This is a genomic window from Sphingopyxis sp. NJF-3 (assembly GCF_053514865.1).
Genome location: NZ_CM130726.1, coordinates 3,321,888 through 3,338,566, shown reverse-complemented (window position 1 = coordinate 3,338,566; position 16,679 = coordinate 3,321,888). Strand labels below are relative to the sequence as shown.

12 protein-coding genes are annotated in these 16,679 nt (G+C 67.1%); 5 read left to right on the top strand and 7 right to left on the bottom strand.

Features of this window, described 5'->3' with window-relative positions:
* Position 1: 1 nt before the first annotated feature.
* From glcE to ACOTSS_RS16140, 6 genes are all read right to left on the bottom strand, one after another.
* The gene (gene glcE, locus ACOTSS_RS16165; protein ID WP_448689012.1) at positions 2-1,117 is read right to left on the bottom strand and encodes a glycolate oxidase subunit GlcE; all 1,116 of its coding nucleotides are present in this window, start codon (positions 1,115-1,117) and stop codon (positions 2-4) included.
* Positions 1,117-2,610, bottom strand: a complete 1,494-nt coding sequence (locus tag ACOTSS_RS16160) for an FAD-linked oxidase C-terminal domain-containing protein (RefSeq protein WP_448689011.1) — start codon at positions 2,608-2,610, stop codon at positions 1,117-1,119. The genes glcE and ACOTSS_RS16160 overlap by 1 nt, the downstream gene beginning before the upstream one ends.
* A 12-nt stretch (positions 2,611-2,622) precedes the next feature.
* On the bottom strand, positions 2,623-3,387 hold the full coding sequence (locus ACOTSS_RS16155) for an SDR family NAD(P)-dependent oxidoreductase (RefSeq protein ID WP_448689010.1): 765 nt from the start codon (positions 3,385-3,387) through the stop codon (positions 2,623-2,625).
* A complete protein-coding gene (lldD, locus tag ACOTSS_RS16150; protein ID WP_448689009.1) occupies positions 3,387-4,523 on the bottom strand; it encodes an FMN-dependent L-lactate dehydrogenase LldD in 1,137 nt (378 codons plus the stop codon). Before lldD ends, ACOTSS_RS16155 begins: the two co-directional genes overlap by 1 nt.
* Positions 4,524-4,584: 61 nt before the next feature.
* Complete coding sequence (locus tag ACOTSS_RS16145; RefSeq protein ID WP_095387993.1) at positions 4,585-5,565, bottom strand: sugar phosphate isomerase/epimerase family protein; 981 nt, start codon at positions 5,563-5,565, stop codon at positions 4,585-4,587.
* 26 nt (positions 5,566-5,591) lie between these two features.
* On the bottom strand, positions 5,592-6,365 hold the full coding sequence (locus ACOTSS_RS16140; protein WP_095387994.1) for a DeoR/GlpR family DNA-binding transcription regulator: 774 nt from the start codon (positions 6,363-6,365) through the stop codon (positions 5,592-5,594).
* 393 nt (positions 6,366-6,758) lie between these two features.
* Between ACOTSS_RS16140 and ACOTSS_RS16135 the strand changes: the two genes are divergently transcribed.
* The 4 genes from ACOTSS_RS16135 to ACOTSS_RS16120 all read left to right on the top strand — a co-directional run bounded on the left by ACOTSS_RS16135 (position 6,759) and on the right by ACOTSS_RS16120 (position 13,132).
* Complete coding sequence (locus ACOTSS_RS16135) at positions 6,759-7,526, top strand: transketolase (protein WP_448689008.1); 768 nt, start codon at positions 6,759-6,761, stop codon at positions 7,524-7,526.
* Positions 7,523-8,485, top strand: coding sequence for a transketolase family protein (locus tag ACOTSS_RS16130; protein ID WP_448689007.1), 963 nt, complete (start codon positions 7,523-7,525; stop codon positions 8,483-8,485). Before ACOTSS_RS16135 ends, ACOTSS_RS16130 begins: the two co-directional genes overlap by 4 nt.
* Positions 8,482-9,969 (top strand): FGGY family carbohydrate kinase, encoded by a 1,488-nt coding sequence (locus ACOTSS_RS16125; protein WP_448689006.1) that lies wholly within the window; start codon positions 8,482-8,484, stop codon positions 9,967-9,969. Before ACOTSS_RS16130 ends, ACOTSS_RS16125 begins: the two co-directional genes overlap by 4 nt.
* A 136-nt stretch (positions 9,970-10,105) precedes the next feature.
* The gene (locus ACOTSS_RS16120; protein ID WP_448689005.1) at positions 10,106-13,132 is read left to right on the top strand and encodes a TonB-dependent receptor domain-containing protein; all 3,027 of its coding nucleotides are present in this window, start codon (positions 10,106-10,108) and stop codon (positions 13,130-13,132) included.
* Between the two features lie 561 nt (positions 13,133-13,693).
* Here ACOTSS_RS16120 and ACOTSS_RS16115 read toward each other — a convergent pair.
* Positions 13,694-14,974, bottom strand: coding sequence for an MFS transporter (locus ACOTSS_RS16115; RefSeq protein ID WP_448689004.1), 1,281 nt, complete (start codon positions 14,972-14,974; stop codon positions 13,694-13,696).
* Positions 14,975-15,083: 109 nt separating this feature from the next.
* Between ACOTSS_RS16115 and ACOTSS_RS16110 the strand changes: the two genes are divergently transcribed.
* Positions 15,084-16,673, top strand: a complete 1,590-nt coding sequence (locus ACOTSS_RS16110) for a DUF5060 domain-containing protein (protein WP_448689003.1) — start codon at positions 15,084-15,086, stop codon at positions 16,671-16,673.
* The last annotated feature ends 6 nt before the right edge of the window (positions 16,674-16,679 follow it).

The following is a 16,679-nucleotide window of genomic DNA, read 5'->3' as shown; positions in this document are numbered from 1 at the left end:
GTCAGAAGCGCCCCGTTTCGAACACGCCGTTCGGATCGAACGCGCGCCGCACCCGCGCCTCGAGCGCGGCGAGCGGCGCGGGCTGGGGGTGAAGCGTCGGCACCGCGGCGCGCATCGCGGCGTCGGCGCGAATCAACGTGGCGTGCCCGCCGCGTTCGCTCGCGGCCCGGCGGATCGCCTGCGGGTCGGCATCGCTTGCCAGCCAGACGAGGCCGCCGGCCCAGTCGAACAGCCAGTCGCCGCCCCTTGCCGCGACGAAGGCGGGCGCCTCTGCGGCGGGGACGATCGCGCGCCACAGGGGCTTGTCCGCCGGCAGTGGCGCCGCGTGGCGCACCGCCGTCCACAGCTCGTCGCCCGCCGGCGCGTCGAGGGTTTCGAGGCCGCCGAGCAGCCGGGCGAGTGTTTCGGCCCGGGCGTCGATCGAACTGGGGAAGCCGTCGAGCCGGAGAGCGGTGAGCGCGTCGCCGCGCCATACCGGCAGGTGTGCGGCGGCCGTAACCTCCGCCGCCGATCCCAGCGCGCGCGCCATCGCCGCGACCGCATCCTCGGCGGAAAGCCCGCGCAATAGCAGCGTGCGCCGCTCGCGCGGGGCGGGTAGCACCTTCAGCGTCAGCTCGGTGATCGCCGCGAGGCGCCCCCAGCTTCCGGTCAGCAGCTTGGAGAGGTCGTAGCCGGTGACATTCTTCACCACCTTGGCCCCGGCGACGAAAGCCTCGCCGCGGCCTGAAACGCCTGCGAAGCCGAGCAGATGGTCGCGCGCCGCGCCGCGGCTGAGCCGTGCCGGGCCCGAGACGCCCGCCGCGATCACGCCGCCGATCGTCGCCTGGCCCGTGGGGCCGCCGAGCAGCGCGGCGTGGTCGAAGGGATCGAACGCAAGCATCTGGCCCTCGCGCGCGACCAGCGCCTGCACCTCGGCGAGCGGCGTGCCGGCGCGAACGGTCAGCACCAGCTCGGGCGGATCATAGTCGACGACGCCGGCGAAGCCGCGCATGTCGACGATGGCGGCATCGCGTGCGGGTGCGCCGATCGCGTCCTTGCTGCCGCCGCCGCGCAGCATCAGCGGGCCGCCGGCGGCGATGGCCTCGCACAATTCGTCGGTGGTCGCGGGACGCAGCATCAGAAGCGCGGCAGGTCGGGAAAGGGCAATTGTCCCTTGTGGACGTGCATGCGGCCGAGCTCGGCGCAGCGGTGCAGCTCGGGGAACATCTTGCCCGGATTGAGCAGCAGTTCGGGGTCGAACGCGCATTTGACCCGCTGCTGCTGCGCGAGATCGGCCTTGCTGAACATCACCGGCATCAGATCGCGCTTTTCGACGCCGACGCCATGCTCGCCGGTCAGCACGCCGCCGACCTCGACGCAGAGCCTCAGGATGTCGGCGCCGAACGCCTCGGCCGCATCGAGCTGGCCGGGCTGGTTGGCGTCGTAGAGGATCAGCGGGTGGAGATTGCCGTCGCCGGCGTGAAACACGTTGATCACGCCAAGGCCGTGATGATCGGACAGCTCGCGCATCCGGGCGAGCACGTCGGGCAGGCGCCGGCGCGGGATGGTGCCGTCCATGCACAGATAATCGGGCGCGACGCGGCCGGCGGCGGGGAAGGCGGCCTTGCGCCCCGCCCAGAAGGCGGCGCGTTCGGCATCGTCGGTCGAACTGCGCACCGACACCGCGCCATTGGCGCGCGCGATACCCTCGACCTCGCCGAGAAGGTGGCTGCATTCGGCCGCCGGGCCGTCGAGCTCGACGATCAGCAGCGCCTCGACGTCGAGCGGATAGCCGACCTGGACGAAGGCCTCGGCGGCGTGCACCGCGGGGCGGTCCATCATTTCCATGCCCGCGGGGATGATGCCCGCCGCGATCACGTCGGCGACGCATTGCCCCGCGCCCTCGACCGAGGAAAAGCCGATCAGCAGCGCGCGCGCCGTTTCCGGGCGGGGGAGGAGGCGCACGGTCACCTCGGTGACCACGCCGAGCAGCCCCTCCGAACCCACCACGACCCCGAGGAGGTCGAGACCCGGGGGCTCGAGCCCCCGGCCGCCGAGACGGATCACCTCGCCCTCGATCGTCACCAGCTCGACCCCCAGCACATTGTTGGTGGTCAGGCCGTATTTCAGGCAGTGCACCCCGCCCGAATTCTCGGCCACATTGCCGCCGATCGTGCAGGCGATCTGGCTGGAGGGGTCGGGGGCGTAATAGAAGCCCTCGTCCTCGACCGCGCGGGTGATCGCGAGGTTGGTGACGCCGGGCTGTACCACGGCGATCCGGTCGGCATAGTCGATGGCGAGAATGCGGTTGAAGCGCGCCATCCCCAGCAACACGCCGTCGGCCAGCGGCAGCGCGCCGCCAGAGAGCGATGTGCCCGCGCCGCGCGGCACGACCTTGACCTTGTTGGCGTGGCACCAGGCGAGCACCGCCGCGACCTGTGCGGTGGTTTCGGGCAGCACGACCACCATCGGAAGCTGGTGATAGGCGGTCAGCGCGTCGGTCTCATAGGGCCTCAGCCCATCGACATCGTCGATCACGCCTTCTCCCGACACGATCGCGCGCATCGCGGCGACGATGTCGTCGCGGCGCGCGAGCGTCCGCGCATCGGGTTCGGGCATGGTCAGCGACATGGGCGATCCGGCCTATTGCAGATTCACGAACGCGCCGCCATCGACCAAAAGCGCCGCGCCGGTGACATAGGCTGCCATGTCGGACGCGAGGAAGACGATCGGTCCCGCCAGATCCTCGGATTCGCCGAGTCGGCCGAGCGGAATGCGCGCGGTCATGCGGTCGCGCTTCGCCTGGTCGGCGAGATCCTCCTTGTTGATTTCGGTCAGGATCGTGCCGGGCAGCACCGAATTGCAGCGGATACCGTGCCGGCCGAGCGCGATCGCGGCCGACTGCATCAGCGAATGCACCCCCGCCTTGGTCGGCGTATAATGGGTCTGAAACTCGCCGCCGACCAGCGCAGAGATCGAGGAAACCGCGACGATCGCGCCGCCTTCGCCTTGCGCGACCATCTGGTTGGCGGCCGCCTGCACCATATAATAAGCGCCGTGCAGATTGACGCGGAAGGTGCGGTCGACCGTCTCCACCGGCATGTCGAGAAAGGCGTGGAACGGGCAGATGCCGGCGTTCGAGACCATGACGTCGACACGGCCGAAGGCCTCCACCGCCCGGGCGACGAAATCGGTCGCGGTTTCGGGCAGCGCGACGTCGCCCTTCACGGCGAGGCCCTTCTGTCCGAGCGCCTCGATCTCCGCGATGCACGACGCGGCCTTGTCGTCGCTCGACGCATAGTTGATCGCGACGTTCGCGCCGTGGCGCGCGGCGCCGATCGCTGCCGCGCGGCCGATGCCGGTCGAGCCGCCGGTCACCAGCACGCTCTTGCCTTCGAGAAGCTTCATCACTCGTCCTCCGCGAGGATCGAGCGGTCGATCGCGTCGATCCGGTTGACTCCGGTGAGCGTCATCGCGACCACCATTTCCTTGGCGATCAGCTCGAAGAGTTTTGCGACGCCGGCCTCGCCCTGGGCGGCGAGGGCATAGATCCACGCGCGGCCGAGCAGCACGCCCTTCGCGCCGAGCGCGAGCATGCGCACCACGTCGAGCCCGTTGCGCACGCCGCCGTCGGCGAGCACGGTCAGCTGCTCGCCGACCGCATCGGCGATGGCGGGCAGCGCGCGCGCGCTCGATCGCACGCCGTCGAGCTGGCGGCCGCCATGGTTCGAAACGACGATGCCGTCGGCGCCGATCGCCGCGGCCTCGCGCGCATCCTCGGGATCGAGAATGCCTTTGATGAGCAGCGGGCCGTCCCATTCGGCGCGAATCCAGTCGAGATCGCGCCACTGGATCGACGGATCGAAGTTGGCGCCGAGCCAGCCCATATAGTCGTTGAGCCCGCTGTTGTTGCCGAGCACCGGCTTCAAGTTACCGAGCGTGTGCGGGCGGCCGAGCAGGCCGACGTCGACCGCCCAGCGCGGGTGGGTCATCGCCTGGAGCACGCGGCGCAGCGGCGCATTCGGTCCCGACATGCCCGAATGGGCGTCGCGATAGCGCGCGCCCGGCACCGGCATGTCGACGGTGAACACCATCGCCTCGGCGCCATGCGCCTTGGCGGTGGCGATCAGGTCGCGCATGAAGGCGCGATCCTTGATCACATAGAGCTGGAACCAGAAGGGGTCGGCGACCCTCGCGACGTCCTCGATCGGGCAGATCGAGACCGTCGACAGGCAGAGCGGCACGCCCGCCGCCTTCGCCGCCCGCGCCGCCTGCAGCTCGCCGCGCCGCGCGTACATGCCGCCGATCCCGACCGGGCCGAGCGCGACCGGAAGCGCGACCTTGCGGCCGAACAGGGTCGTGCCGAGGTCGATCGACGCGACATCCTTGAGCACGCGCTGGCGCAGTTCGATCCTCGCGAGATCGTCGACGTTGCGGCGCAATGTCTCTTCGGCATAGGCGCCGCCGTCGGCATAATCGAAGAGGAAGCGCGGCAGCTTGCGCCGCGCCGCCTCGCGAAAATCAGTGGCGGATGAAATAATCATATTATTTGCCGTGACGCGCCCCGGTCCCGCCGTCAAGAGGCGTGTGATCCGACGCGCGCCTTCAATAGGAGGTGAACAGCGCCTCGCGCGCGAGCTTGAGCGCGGTGACGGCGTCGTGCGCGTCCTGTGCCTTCTGCATCGCGTCGAAATCGAGCTTGTCGAGCGCGCGCTCGATGCCCTTGAGGAAGCCGATCGCCGAATTGGCGACCGCGACCGAATCCTCGCGGAACGGGAACTGGTCGAGCTGCCAGACGCCTTCCCACTTGTTCTTGCGGAGCGTGTAGAAGAATTCGAACAGCTCGATCGGGTGGACCGAACCGGCGATCAGGTCGTCGTCCCAGCTGCGGAAATTGTCGTTCACGTCCATGCCGAACAGGCGGCCGTGGTCGATCGCGAGCTGCGCGGCGTCGGCCGGGCTCTCGCCGCCGTAGAGCGAGTGGCCGAAGTCCAGCAGGATGCCGACGTTGGGAACGCCCATCTTCTCGATGCCGAGCAGGGTGCGCGCGACGCTGTCGTAGCTCATGTGCACGCGCGGCTCGCGCGGCTTGTATTCGATCACGAAGTTGAGGTCGGGATTCTGCCCCGCGAGCTCGGCGATGCCCTCGATCGAATGCTGCCATAATTTCTTGTGGTCGACCTGGAACGGATAGTCCCAGCCGTCCTGGCCCGGCCACAGCTTGACGTAGCTGGCGTTGAAGCGGCGCACGACGTTCGCCGCGTCGTTGACCATCTCGTTCGCGAGCCGGCGGACGCCGGGATCGGGATTGGTGAACGCGCCCTTGGCGAACTGGCGCGTGTAGATTTCGGGGGTGATGCCGATGACCGAGAGATTGTTGCGCTTCAGCGCCTCCTCGACCTTCTCGAACGACGTTTCGCCGCCGGGGAAGGGATAGTTGATGTCGACCACCGACAGATCGTCGACCTGCCCGGCGAGGTCGATCATCTCGATCAGCGAGCGCGGCGGGCCGTAGCCGTCGGTCGCGTAGCGATCGACATAGGTCGCGAAGTGCCAGATGCCGGCGCCGTATTTCTGCTTGCTCACGGTAATTCTCCTGGGAGGAAAAGGCTTCAGGCGACGATCACCTCGACGCCGGCGGCTTCGATGGCGGCGCGATCCTCGGGCCGGATGCCGTCGTCGGTGATCAGGACGTGGACGAGGTCGAGGCCCCCGAGCGACGAGAAGGAGCGCGCGCCGATCTTGCTCGAATCGGCGACCAGATAGACGCGTTCGGCCGCCTCGATCATCGCGCGCTTGACCGCGATGTCGGACAGCGCCGGATAGGTCAGCCCCGCCTCCAGATCGAGCGCGGCGGTGGCGAGGAACAGCTTCTGGGCGAACAGTCCCTTGAAATAGTCGGCCGAGCGCTCGCCGCTCAGCGACAGGGTCGGCGCCTTGAAATGCCCGCCGCTCATATGCACCTCGAACCCCGCCTCGGCGCCGAGCATCAGCGCGATGTTGAGCGCGTTGGTGATGACGGTCATGTCGCGGCGATGGAGGAGATTGGCGGCGACCTCGGTCGTGGTCGACCCCGAATCGAGCACGATCGTCTCGCCGTCGCCGATGAGTTGCGCGGCGGCGCGCCCGATGCGCTGCTTGGCGTCCATGTTCTCGCGGTGCTGGAGCGCCATTTCGCGCACCTGCTGCGGCACCGACTTCAGGAAGGCGCCGCCATGCTCGCGCGCGATATGGCCTTCGGCCTCGAGCTTCTCGAGATCCTGCCGGATCGTCACCTCGGACACGCCGAACGCGTCGGCAAGCGTGCGGACGCGCGCGCTGCCTTCCTCCTGAAGCCAGTCGAGCACTTTTCTGCGGCGTGTTTCGGCGAGAAGGCGGGTTTTCATTTGGGCGAGCTCATTCGATCGGCGGCCCGGAAAGGGCCGGAAAACAGGGTCGCCTTCGTTGTACAATCGCGCGACGAGCCGTTGGCAAGATTTTTCAATGCACGTCCTCTTCCCCGGTGCCGCGCCTTGGACAGGGCGGTCGTCGCATCATGGGTATCGCGGACTTTCGTATTTTGTCAATTTTTATAGGGGATTTTATTGAAACGAAAAAAATCGAAAGCAAATTTCTTGCGAACATCGAAAGGCTAGGCTAATTGCGGGGCGAGAGAGAGGATGATGGGCAATCCGGATATGGTAGATGTGGCCGCTTCGGCGGATCGGCGCGATTCCCTGGCCGCGCGGGCGGAATTCGTCCGTGAGCGGGCCAATTGGATGCGTCGCCGGCTATTGAAGATGATCGTCGATGCGGGTCAGGGGCATCCTGGCGGCGACCTTTCGTCCGCAGATGTAGTGGCTTGCCTCTATTTCGATATTCTTCGGATCGACCCGAAGGTCCCGGCCGCTCCGGGCCGCGATCGCTTCGTGCTGAGCAAGGGGCATTGCACGGGGGTGCTCTATACCGCGCTCGCCGGCCGCGGCTTCTTTCCGGAGGCCGAACTCGACACTTATCTGAAGCCCGAGTCGCGCCTCAACGGCCATCCCAACCGCACCTATCTGCCCGGCATCGAAACCAACACCGGGCCGCTCGGTCATGGCCTGCCGGTCGGCGTCGGCGTCGCGGTGGCGGGCCAGATCGACGAGGCCGGCTATCGCGTGTTCGTGCTCACCGGCGACGGCGAGCTGCAGGAAGGCAGCATGTGGGAAGCGGCGATGTTTGCCGGCCACCGCGGCCTTGGCAACCTCACCGTCATCGTCGACCGCAACCGCCTGCAGCAGGGCGCGCGCACCGAAGAGACCAATGCGCTCGAACCGCTCGCCGACAAGTGGCGCGCCTTCGGTTGGGACGTGGTCGAGGTCGACGGGCACGATCATGCGGCGCTGCTCGCCGCCTTCGACGATGCTGCCGAAGCGCGCGCGAAGCCGCGCGTGATCATCGCCAACACCTTCAAGGGCCAGGGCGTCAGCTTCATGCGCGATCAGGCGGGCTGGCACCATGGCGTGCCCAACGCCGAGCAATATGCGCAGGCGATCGCCGAACTCGAAGCGGAGATGGACCGATGAGCGCCGCCGCACCCGCCGCCGCAGGTGCTTTCGATTGCCGCGATGCCTATGTTCGCGCGCTCGAGGAGCTTGCCGAGGGCGACGACCGCATCGTCGCGGTCGTCAACGACTCGGTCGGCTCGTCGAAGCTCGGCAAGTTCCGCAACCGTTTCCCGGCGCGGCTGATCAACGTCGGCATCGCCGAGCAGAATATGGTCGGCGTCGGCGCCGGCCTCGCCAACGGCGGCAAGATCCCGTTCGTCAGCGCCGCGTCCTGTTTCCTCTCCGCGCGCGCACTCGAGCAGATCAAGGCGGATTGCGCCTACAGCCGGCAGAACGTCAAGCTGTGCGGCATCTCGTCGGGGGTCGCCTATGGCGAGCTGGGCGCGACGCACCACAGCATTGAGGATGTCGCCTGGCTGCGCGCGATCGACAAGCTGACGGTGATCGTCCCCGCCGACCCTTGGGAAACTGCGGCGGCGGTCAAGGCAGCGGCCGCGCATGACGGGCCGGTCTATATCCGCATCAGCCGCATGCCCGTGCCGGCGCTGCCGCGCCCCGAAGGCGCGGCCTTTGCGATCGGCAAGGCCGAGACGCTGCGCGACGGCGGCGACGTCGCGATCGTCGCCAACGGCACGCTGGTGCATCGCGCGCTCGACGCCGCGGCGGCGCTGGCGGCCGAAGGGATCGCGGCGCGCGTGATCAACATGGCGACCGTTTCACCGATCGACGCCGACGCCATCGCGGCCGCGGCGGCGACCGGCGCGATCGTCACCGCCGAGGAAGGACTCGCCGCCGGCGGCCTGGGCGGCGCGGTCGCCGAATATTGCGCCGACCATCATCCGGTGCGCGTGAAGCGGCTCGGCTTCCCCGGCTTCCTCCCGACGGGCTCGCCGAGCTGGCTGATGGAGCGCTACGGCCTGACCGCGGAGGGCATCGCCGCCGCCGCGCGCGATCTGGTTACGGCGAAAAGCCTATGACCGAGCGGCTCGTCCTCGCGATCGATCAGGGCACGACCAACACCAAGGCGCTGCTGGTGGCGCCCGACGGTTCGGTGCGCCTGTCGCGGTCGCGGACGATGAGCCTCGACTATCCGCAGCCGGGCTGGGTCGAGCAATCGGCCTCGGACATCTGGGAAACCGTGGCTGGGCTGATAGCCGAAGTCGTCGCAGCCGCCGGCGCAGCCGACATCGCCGCGGTCGCGATTTCCAACCAGCGCGAGACGATCGTCGTCTGGGACGCCGCGACGGGCCGCCCGATCGGCCCCGCGATCATCTGGCAGTGCCGGCGCTCGGCCGACCGCTGCAACGCCCTGCGCGCCGCCGGTCACGAGGCCGAGATCGCGGCGCGCTCGGGCCTTGGGGTCGATCCGCTGTTTCCGGCCGCCAAGATCGCGTGGCTGCTCGACGAAACTCCCGGAGCGCGCGCGCGCGCCGAGCGCGGCGAGCTCAAGTGCGGCACGATCGACAGCTGGCTGCTCTGGAACCTGACCGCCGGCGGCGTGCATGCGACCGACCATGGCAATGCGTCGCGGACGCAGCTCTTCAATCTCGATACCCTGTCCTGGGACGCCGACCTCGCGCGCCTGTTCGACGTGCCCCTTTCGCTGTTGCCGACGGTCATGCCCTCCGACAGCCGTTTCGGCGCCGTCGCGCCCGGCGTGACCGCGCTTGCCGAGCACACGCCGATCCACGCGATGATCGGCGACAGCCATGCCGCGCTGTTCGCCCATGCCGCGAACGGCGCGCGCCTCAAGGTCACGATCGGCACCGGCAGTTCGCTGATGACCGCGACCGACGGGCGCGTGCGCTCGTCGCACGGCCTGTCGAGCACGATCGCCTGGAGCCGCGGCGATGCGGTGCAGCACGCGCTCGAAGGGAATATCTCGGTGTCCGGCCAGGCCGCGGCCTTCGCCGCGACGCTGCTCGGCCTGCCCGACGAGGAAGCGCTGACCGCCCTCGCGGCGAGCGTCGACGACAGCGATGGCGTGGTGTTCGTTCCCGCGCTGGCGGGGCTCGGGGCGCCGCACTGGTGCAGCGACGCGCGCGGCGAGATCACGGGCCTGTCGCTGAGCAGCGGCCGGGCACACGTCGCCCGCGCGACGCTCGAGGCGATCGCGCTGCAGATCGGCGATGTCGTCGCGGCGCTCGATGCCGATCTCGGCACACGGCTACCCGAATTGTCGGTCGACGGCGGCGCCACCCGCAATACGCTGTTGATGCAGTTGCTCGCCGATCTGCTCGATCGCGAGATCGTGCGGCCTGCGATCGCCGAGGCGAGCGCGCTGGGTGCCGCCCGCCTTGCGGGCGAGGCGCTGCTGGGTCTCGCCGCGGCGGAAAGCCATTCGATTCAAGCGGAGCGTTTCGCCCCGGCCATGGTGGCCGAGCAGCGCGCCCGCGTGGTGCGCCGCTGGCGCGATGCGGTGGCGCGCGCCGTGCGCGACGCCGCGCAAGGAGGGACGTGACGATACGGCGGGGCCGTACCGCGGAACGTGCGGCGTCCGGTGGACGCCAAAAAACATGGGAAGGGAGTGGACAATGAGGAATTTCAGAACTTCGCGTTCCGCGCTGCTACGCGGAATGCTGCTCGGAACGAGCGTGATGACGCTATTCGCGGGCACGACGGCCTTTGCGCAGGACGAGGCCGGCGCCGAGCCGCAGCAGACCGGTGCGCAATCGGCCGATAACGACATCATCGTCACCGGCAGCCGCATTCGCAACCCCACGCTGACCTCGTCTTCGCCGCTTCAGGTCGTCACGGCCGAGAAGCTCGAAAATGCCGGTGCGACCAACGTTCAGGAAGTGCTGACGCAGATTCCGGCGGTCGGCGTGCCCAGCCAGACGCGCGTAGGCAACGCCGGCGACACCAACCCAGGCCTCGCCACGGTCAATCTGCGCAACCTCGGCACCGATCGCACGCTGGTGCTGATCGACGGCCGCCGGACGGTCGCGGGCATCCCCGGCACGGCGCAGGTCGACCTGTCGATGATCCCGACCTCGTTCATCGAGCGCGTCGACGTGCTGACCGGCGGCGCCTCCGCCGTCTATGGTTCGGACGCGATCGCGGGCGTGGTCAACTTCATCTACAAGAAGAATTTCGAGGGGCTGGATGCCAATCTGCAGGCGGGCATCTCGGAGCTCGGCGACGACAAGCGCTATTCGATCAACGCCACCTTCGGCCAGAATTTCGCCGACGGCCGCGGTAACGTGATGATCTACGCCGGCTACAACCATGAGGGCAATGTTCCCAACAGCAAGCGCGAACGCACCGCGTCGGGCTGGGGCAGCCTCGGCAACCTGCTGCGCGTCGGCGGCGACAGCGACGACAACCTCACGGCCGCGCAGAATCTGTTCAACCGCTATTATCAGCCGTCGAACGTCGGCCCCGGCGGCACGTTCAACTTCGGCGGCGTCGGCAGCCGGCTGATCCTGCCCGACGGCACGCTCGATCGTTTCCCGTCGCTGACCGCCGCGACGATCAACGATCCCGCCGTTCTCGCGAAGATCGAGAAATATGGCTATAACGCCGCCGCGCTCGGTCAGCAGGCGTCGCCGTCGAACCAGTTCACGATCGCGATGCGCACCAATTTCGACGTGACCGACAATCTCAACCTGTTCGCTGAATCGACCTTCTCGAACTACCGGACCGTCGGCCGCCGCGAAGCGTCGCCGATGCGCACCGACAGTGCGCTGGGTGCGTTCACGGGAACCAACGGCTTCTTCCCGATCGAGTTCATGGTCGTCAATCCGAACGATCCGAATGACGTCCGGCAACTCGCCAACCCGTTCGTTCCGCAGGCCGCGTTCGATGCGGCGGACAACCGCGCCGCCAACGACGCCTTCGGGTCGAAGGACATGAGCTTCCTGCTGCGCACGACCATGTTCGGCGACGGTACGCGCAGCACGCCGACCGAGCGCGACAATTTCCGCGCCGCGGCGGGCGGAACGCTGAAGCTGGGCGGCGACTGGGCCGCGGACTTCTATTATCAATATGGCTTCACCAAGCAGCGCCAGGGGATGACCGGCCTCGCCGACCTCTATCGCCTGGCCCAGGCCGTCCAGGTCATTCCCGACGTGTTCGACTATGACCATGACGGCAATTCGACCGAGGCGATCTGCGTCGACGCCAATGCGCGCTCGCAGGGCTGTGTGCCGATCAACGTCTTCGGCCTGAACCCCGACGGATCGAGCAAGGTCACGCCGGAGGCCGCCAACTGGCTCTATACCGAGATGAGCCGCTATTCGAAGCAGGTGATGCAGACTGCGGCGGTGAACGTCGGCGGTACCGTGTTCGACCTGCCCGCCGGCCCGCTGCAGGTGTCGGTGGGTGCCGAATGGCGCAAGGAATCGAGCCTCGACGATTTCGATCCGCTGACCAACGCCGCGCGCAACGGCTATGTCCAGCTGCTCGATACGTCCGGCGCCTTCACCGTCAAGGAAGGCTATGGCGAAGTCGTCGTGCCGTTGATCCACGACACGCCGTTCATCCATAACCTGACGCTGCGCGGCGCGGCCCGCGTGTCCGACTATTCGACGGTCGGCACCTTCTGGGCATGGAACCTCGGCGCCGAATGGTCGCCGGTCGAGGACATCCGTTTCCGCGCCGTCTATGCCCACGCGGTCCGCGCGCCGAACATCGGTGAGCTATACGCGGCCGCGGCGGCAGGCATCATCACCATCACCGACCCCTGTCAGGGCGTGACGATGGCGCAGAACAGCGCGGTGGCGGTGAACTGCCGCGCCGATCCGGGCGTGCTTGCCAATATCCAGGCGAACGGGTCGATGACGCTGACCTCCTCCGATACGGCGGGTGTCGGCAGCATCACCGCGGCGAACCCCGACATACGCGAGGAAACGGGCAAGACGCTGACGCTGGGCATGGTGGTCAATCCGCGCTCGATCGATGCACTGCGCAACTTCGTCTTCACGGTCGACTATTTCGACATCAAGCTCGATGATGCGATCAACCGCCTCAGCGCCGCGACCGTGCTCAACAAATGCTATGTCGATGGCCTGGCGGACTTCTGCCAGTTCGTCACCCGGCGTCAGCAGCCGTCGGGCGCGTTCAGCGTCGGTTCGGTCGAGCAGGTCGTGCGCGGCCTGATCAACAGCGGCGGCTCGTTCGCCCGCGGTCTCGACTTCACCGCGAGCTACAGCCACGATCTGTTCGGCGGTACCGCCACGATCCAGGGCAGCTGGACCCACCTGCTCAAGCAGGGCGTCGTCCCGCTCAGCGGCGACCCCTATGACAACACCATGGGCGAAATCGGAACGCCGCGCGATTCGGGCAATGTGACGCTTGGTTGGGATAACGACACCTTCGGCGTGACGCTCCTCAACCGCTATATCGGCAAGCAGATGTTCGACTATGAAAACTATCAGACGCGGTTCCGGCTCGCGGATGGTTCGCTGCCCGACAAGAAATATTTCACGGTCGGGTCGAAGATCTACACCGATGCCCAGGTTCGCTACAAGGGCATCAAGAATTTCGAGATCTTCGCCGGCGTGAACAATCTGTTCAACGTCAAGCAGCCGCCTCTCTGGGTTGGCACGCCGAACGGCAGCCCGAACGCGATCTGGGACATCATCGGACGCCGTTACTACGGCGGCGTTCGCGCGAAGTTCTGATCTTACCCATCTCCCCCTTACTGGGGCGGCGCCTATGGCGCCGCCCTTTTTGTTTGGGGATCGGGCCGCTTGCAATCCATGCGGCGGCATTGGCGTGGCCGATCGCTGTGGCCCATCGCCATTGCCTATTTCATCATCCCGGGCCGGATACTGGATCCGGTCGGCGCAAGGGCCGCGTACCAAGTCCAAAGTTCAGGAAAGTTCAGCCTTATGTGCGCGCTGGTCTGGACCTCCCGGCGTGCTGGGCGCGCCCGGCACGCCCCGCCGAGGCGGCCCCCCGCAAGTCGGGGAGCGGCCGCTTTTGTTCACCCAATGAAAGAGCCGGATGAAGGCTGGCACAGCCGGATAATGTAGGAAAGACTCATTTGAGGGTGATGTCGGCTTTGGGGTGGGGAGTTGCCATTCCCCACCTTCGTCATTCCCGCGAAAGCGGGAACCCAGTGTGGGGTCAGCCGACGCTCGCTCTAGGTTCCCGCTTTCGCGGGAATGACGAAGTTATGAGACGCAGAATGTCACTAAGCGGTCGAAACGCGGCATTCTATAAAATTCGCGCAAGAAGACCTACGCGGCCGCCTTGAGTTCGGCCTCGAGCTCCTCGAGCGACTTGCCTTCGTTGCGCGGCGCCCAGATGAAGCCGATCAGGCCGCTGATCACGAGGAAGCCGACCAGGATCCACGCAAGCGTGGTGAAGCCCGTCGCGGTCAGCGCCGGCACGAAGAAGCTGAAGATGCCGAGCGCGATGCGGACTACCGCGAACATCACGCCCTGCGCGGTCGAGCGCAGCAGCGTCGGGAACATCTCCGAGCTCCAGAGCTGGAAGAAGCTCTGCGCGCCGAAGCCGCCGCCGATCGACATCAGGAAGACGTGCAGGATCGCCAGCGGCAGGGTAAGCGGAAACAGCGCGAGCAGCGACATGCCGATGATCTGGGTGACCGCCGAGATGCCGAACAGGAGGCGCTGGTTCACCCGGTCGGCGAGCTTCATGAAGATGAAGAAGATCGACGCCATGCCGAGCAGGAAGCTCAGCGTCTGCACCGCGACCGCGACGGCCTGGCTCTGGTCGCCGACGGTGCGCAGGATATAGGGAAAGAAGAAGCCGTTGGTGCCCGCCCACAGGTTCCAGAACAGATACATGCCGCTCAAAAACGCCATCGAACCGATATGCTGGCGCGTGAACAGCTCCCTGATCCGGCCGGGCTTGGCCTGGGCGGTATCGCGCGGCGCGGCTTCCTGCGCGGCGAGCCAGCGTTGCGATTCCTGCATGCGCGAACGCAGGAAGGTGAGCGCGATCGCCAGGATCGCGAGATGCGCGAAGACGATGCGGGCGCCGAGCAGGCCGAGCGGGGTGAGGATCAGGAACATCAGCAGCACCACGACCGGGCCCAGATACCAGAGCACCTGCGCGACGCCGCTATGCTTGCCGCGCTCGTTCTTGGGGGCCATTTCGGCGATCAGCGACCAGGATGCGGGAATGTCGGCGCCGACCGCGAGGCCGACGAGGAAGAAGCCGAGCGTGACCATCCACGCGTTGACCGCGAACACCAGCCACAGCATGCCGAAGGCGTAGAAGAGCATGTCGTACTGATAGATCTTCTTGCGCCCGAACAGGTCGCAGAGCCGCCCGCCGATCATGGCGCCGACCCCCGCCGAGATGGCGTTGGGACCAAAGGCGGCGATCAGGCCGATCAGGTCGTTGTTGAGCTTGTAGGCTTCCTGCCACAGCGCCAGCGCGGCCGATCCGGCGACGATCGATCCGGCGTCGATATAATTGGCGAGACCGGCGAGGATGGTGTTCTTCCAATCCTCGTTCCGCGGTTCCGCCGCAGCGCTGCTGGTCGGCATGGACATACCCTCTCTCTGGACATATGATAGTATTATTGACGGTCTAGCCGCGACCGACGGCAACAGCAAGCATCTGCATGACGATTCACGCAGACGGGGAGGGATTTGAGTGACGATTTCGCGCCGTAGGATTCTCGCGCACGCGGTTGCCGTGGGCGCCGGCACCGTCGCGACGCCGCTCGTCGCCGCGGCGCCCGGTGCGCCGCCGCGCAGCGTCGAGCGCTGGGGCGTCTGCGAAATCGCCCTCGACGGCCCCCGCGTGGGCAATCCGTTCGTCGACGTGACGCTGGCCGCGACCTTCGAAAGCGCCGGAAAGCGCGTGCGCGTTCCCGGCTTCTACGACGGCGACGGCGTCTACCGCATCCGCTTCAGCCCGCCCGACCTCGGTGAATGGCGCTGGCAGGTCGAAAGCAATGCGCCGGCGCTGAACGGCCGGAGCGGCAGCTTTGCCGCGATCGCGCCGGCCAAGGGCAATCATGGGCCGGTGCGGGTGACCAGGGACGGCTATCACTTCGCCTATGCCGACGGCACGCCGTTCCGCCAGATCGGCACCACCTGCTACAGCTGGGCGCTGCAGTCGGACGCCAAATGCGCCCAGACGCTGAAGACGCTCGCCGCCGCGCCCTTCAACAAGATGCGGATGCTGGTGTTCCCCAACGTCGAATCGGTCGCGACCAACCCCTTCGTCCGCACCGGCAACGGGCCGCGCGACTGGGACCCGGCGCGGTTCGATCCCGCCTATTTCCGCCGCTACGAGGATCGCATCCAGCGCCTCGGCGCGCTGGGGATCGAGGCCGACGTCATCCTCTTCCACCCCTATGACGAAAAGCGCGGCTACAACGACATGACGCGCGCCGACGACGAGCGCTATCTGCGCTATGTCGCCGCGCGCTGGGGCGCCTATCGTAATGTCTGGTGGTCGATGGCGAACGAGTATGACAATATCGAAACCAAGACGATCGCCGATTGGGATCATCTGTTCGAAACGCTCGTCGCCGCCGATCCGCACGATCGGCTGCGCTCGATCCACCAGATCAACATCTATTACGACCATCGCAAGCCGTGGATCACCCATGCGAGCGTCCAGAACGGCGCCGCGGTGCTCGACGATCTGCGCGCCGAACTGCATCGCGCGATGACGCTGAAGCCGGTAATCTTCGACGAGGTGGTCTATGAGGGCAATTCGCCGAAACGCTGGGGCAATCTCAGCGGCGAGGACATGGTTCAGCGCTTCTGGTGGGGGCTGATCGGCGGCACCTATGTGGGCCACAGCGAGACCTTCGACCCGAACCGCAACGCCGATTTCTCGTGGCTCGGGCAGGGCGGCACGCTGGTCGGCACCAGTGCGCCGCGGCTCGCCTTCCTGCGCCAGGTGATGGAGGAGGGGCCGGTGCCGGGCATCGAGCCGATCCAGCCCTGGTGGAACTATCATCTCGGCGGCAAGCAAAACGAATATTATCTCAAATATTTCGGCGCCGAAGCGCCCGAGGAATGGGCGGTCGTGCTCCCTGGCCGGGGCGAGGCGGCGCTGCAACGCTATCGCGCCGAGATTCTCGATACCTGGGACATGACGGTGACGCCGGTCCAGGGCGTCTTCACCATGGCGCGCAAGAATGAATATGACGTCCACGACCCCGCGCGGCCGACGGTGAAGCTCCCCGGCAAGCCGTGGATCGCGCTGCGCCTGACGAAGATATGAGGCGCG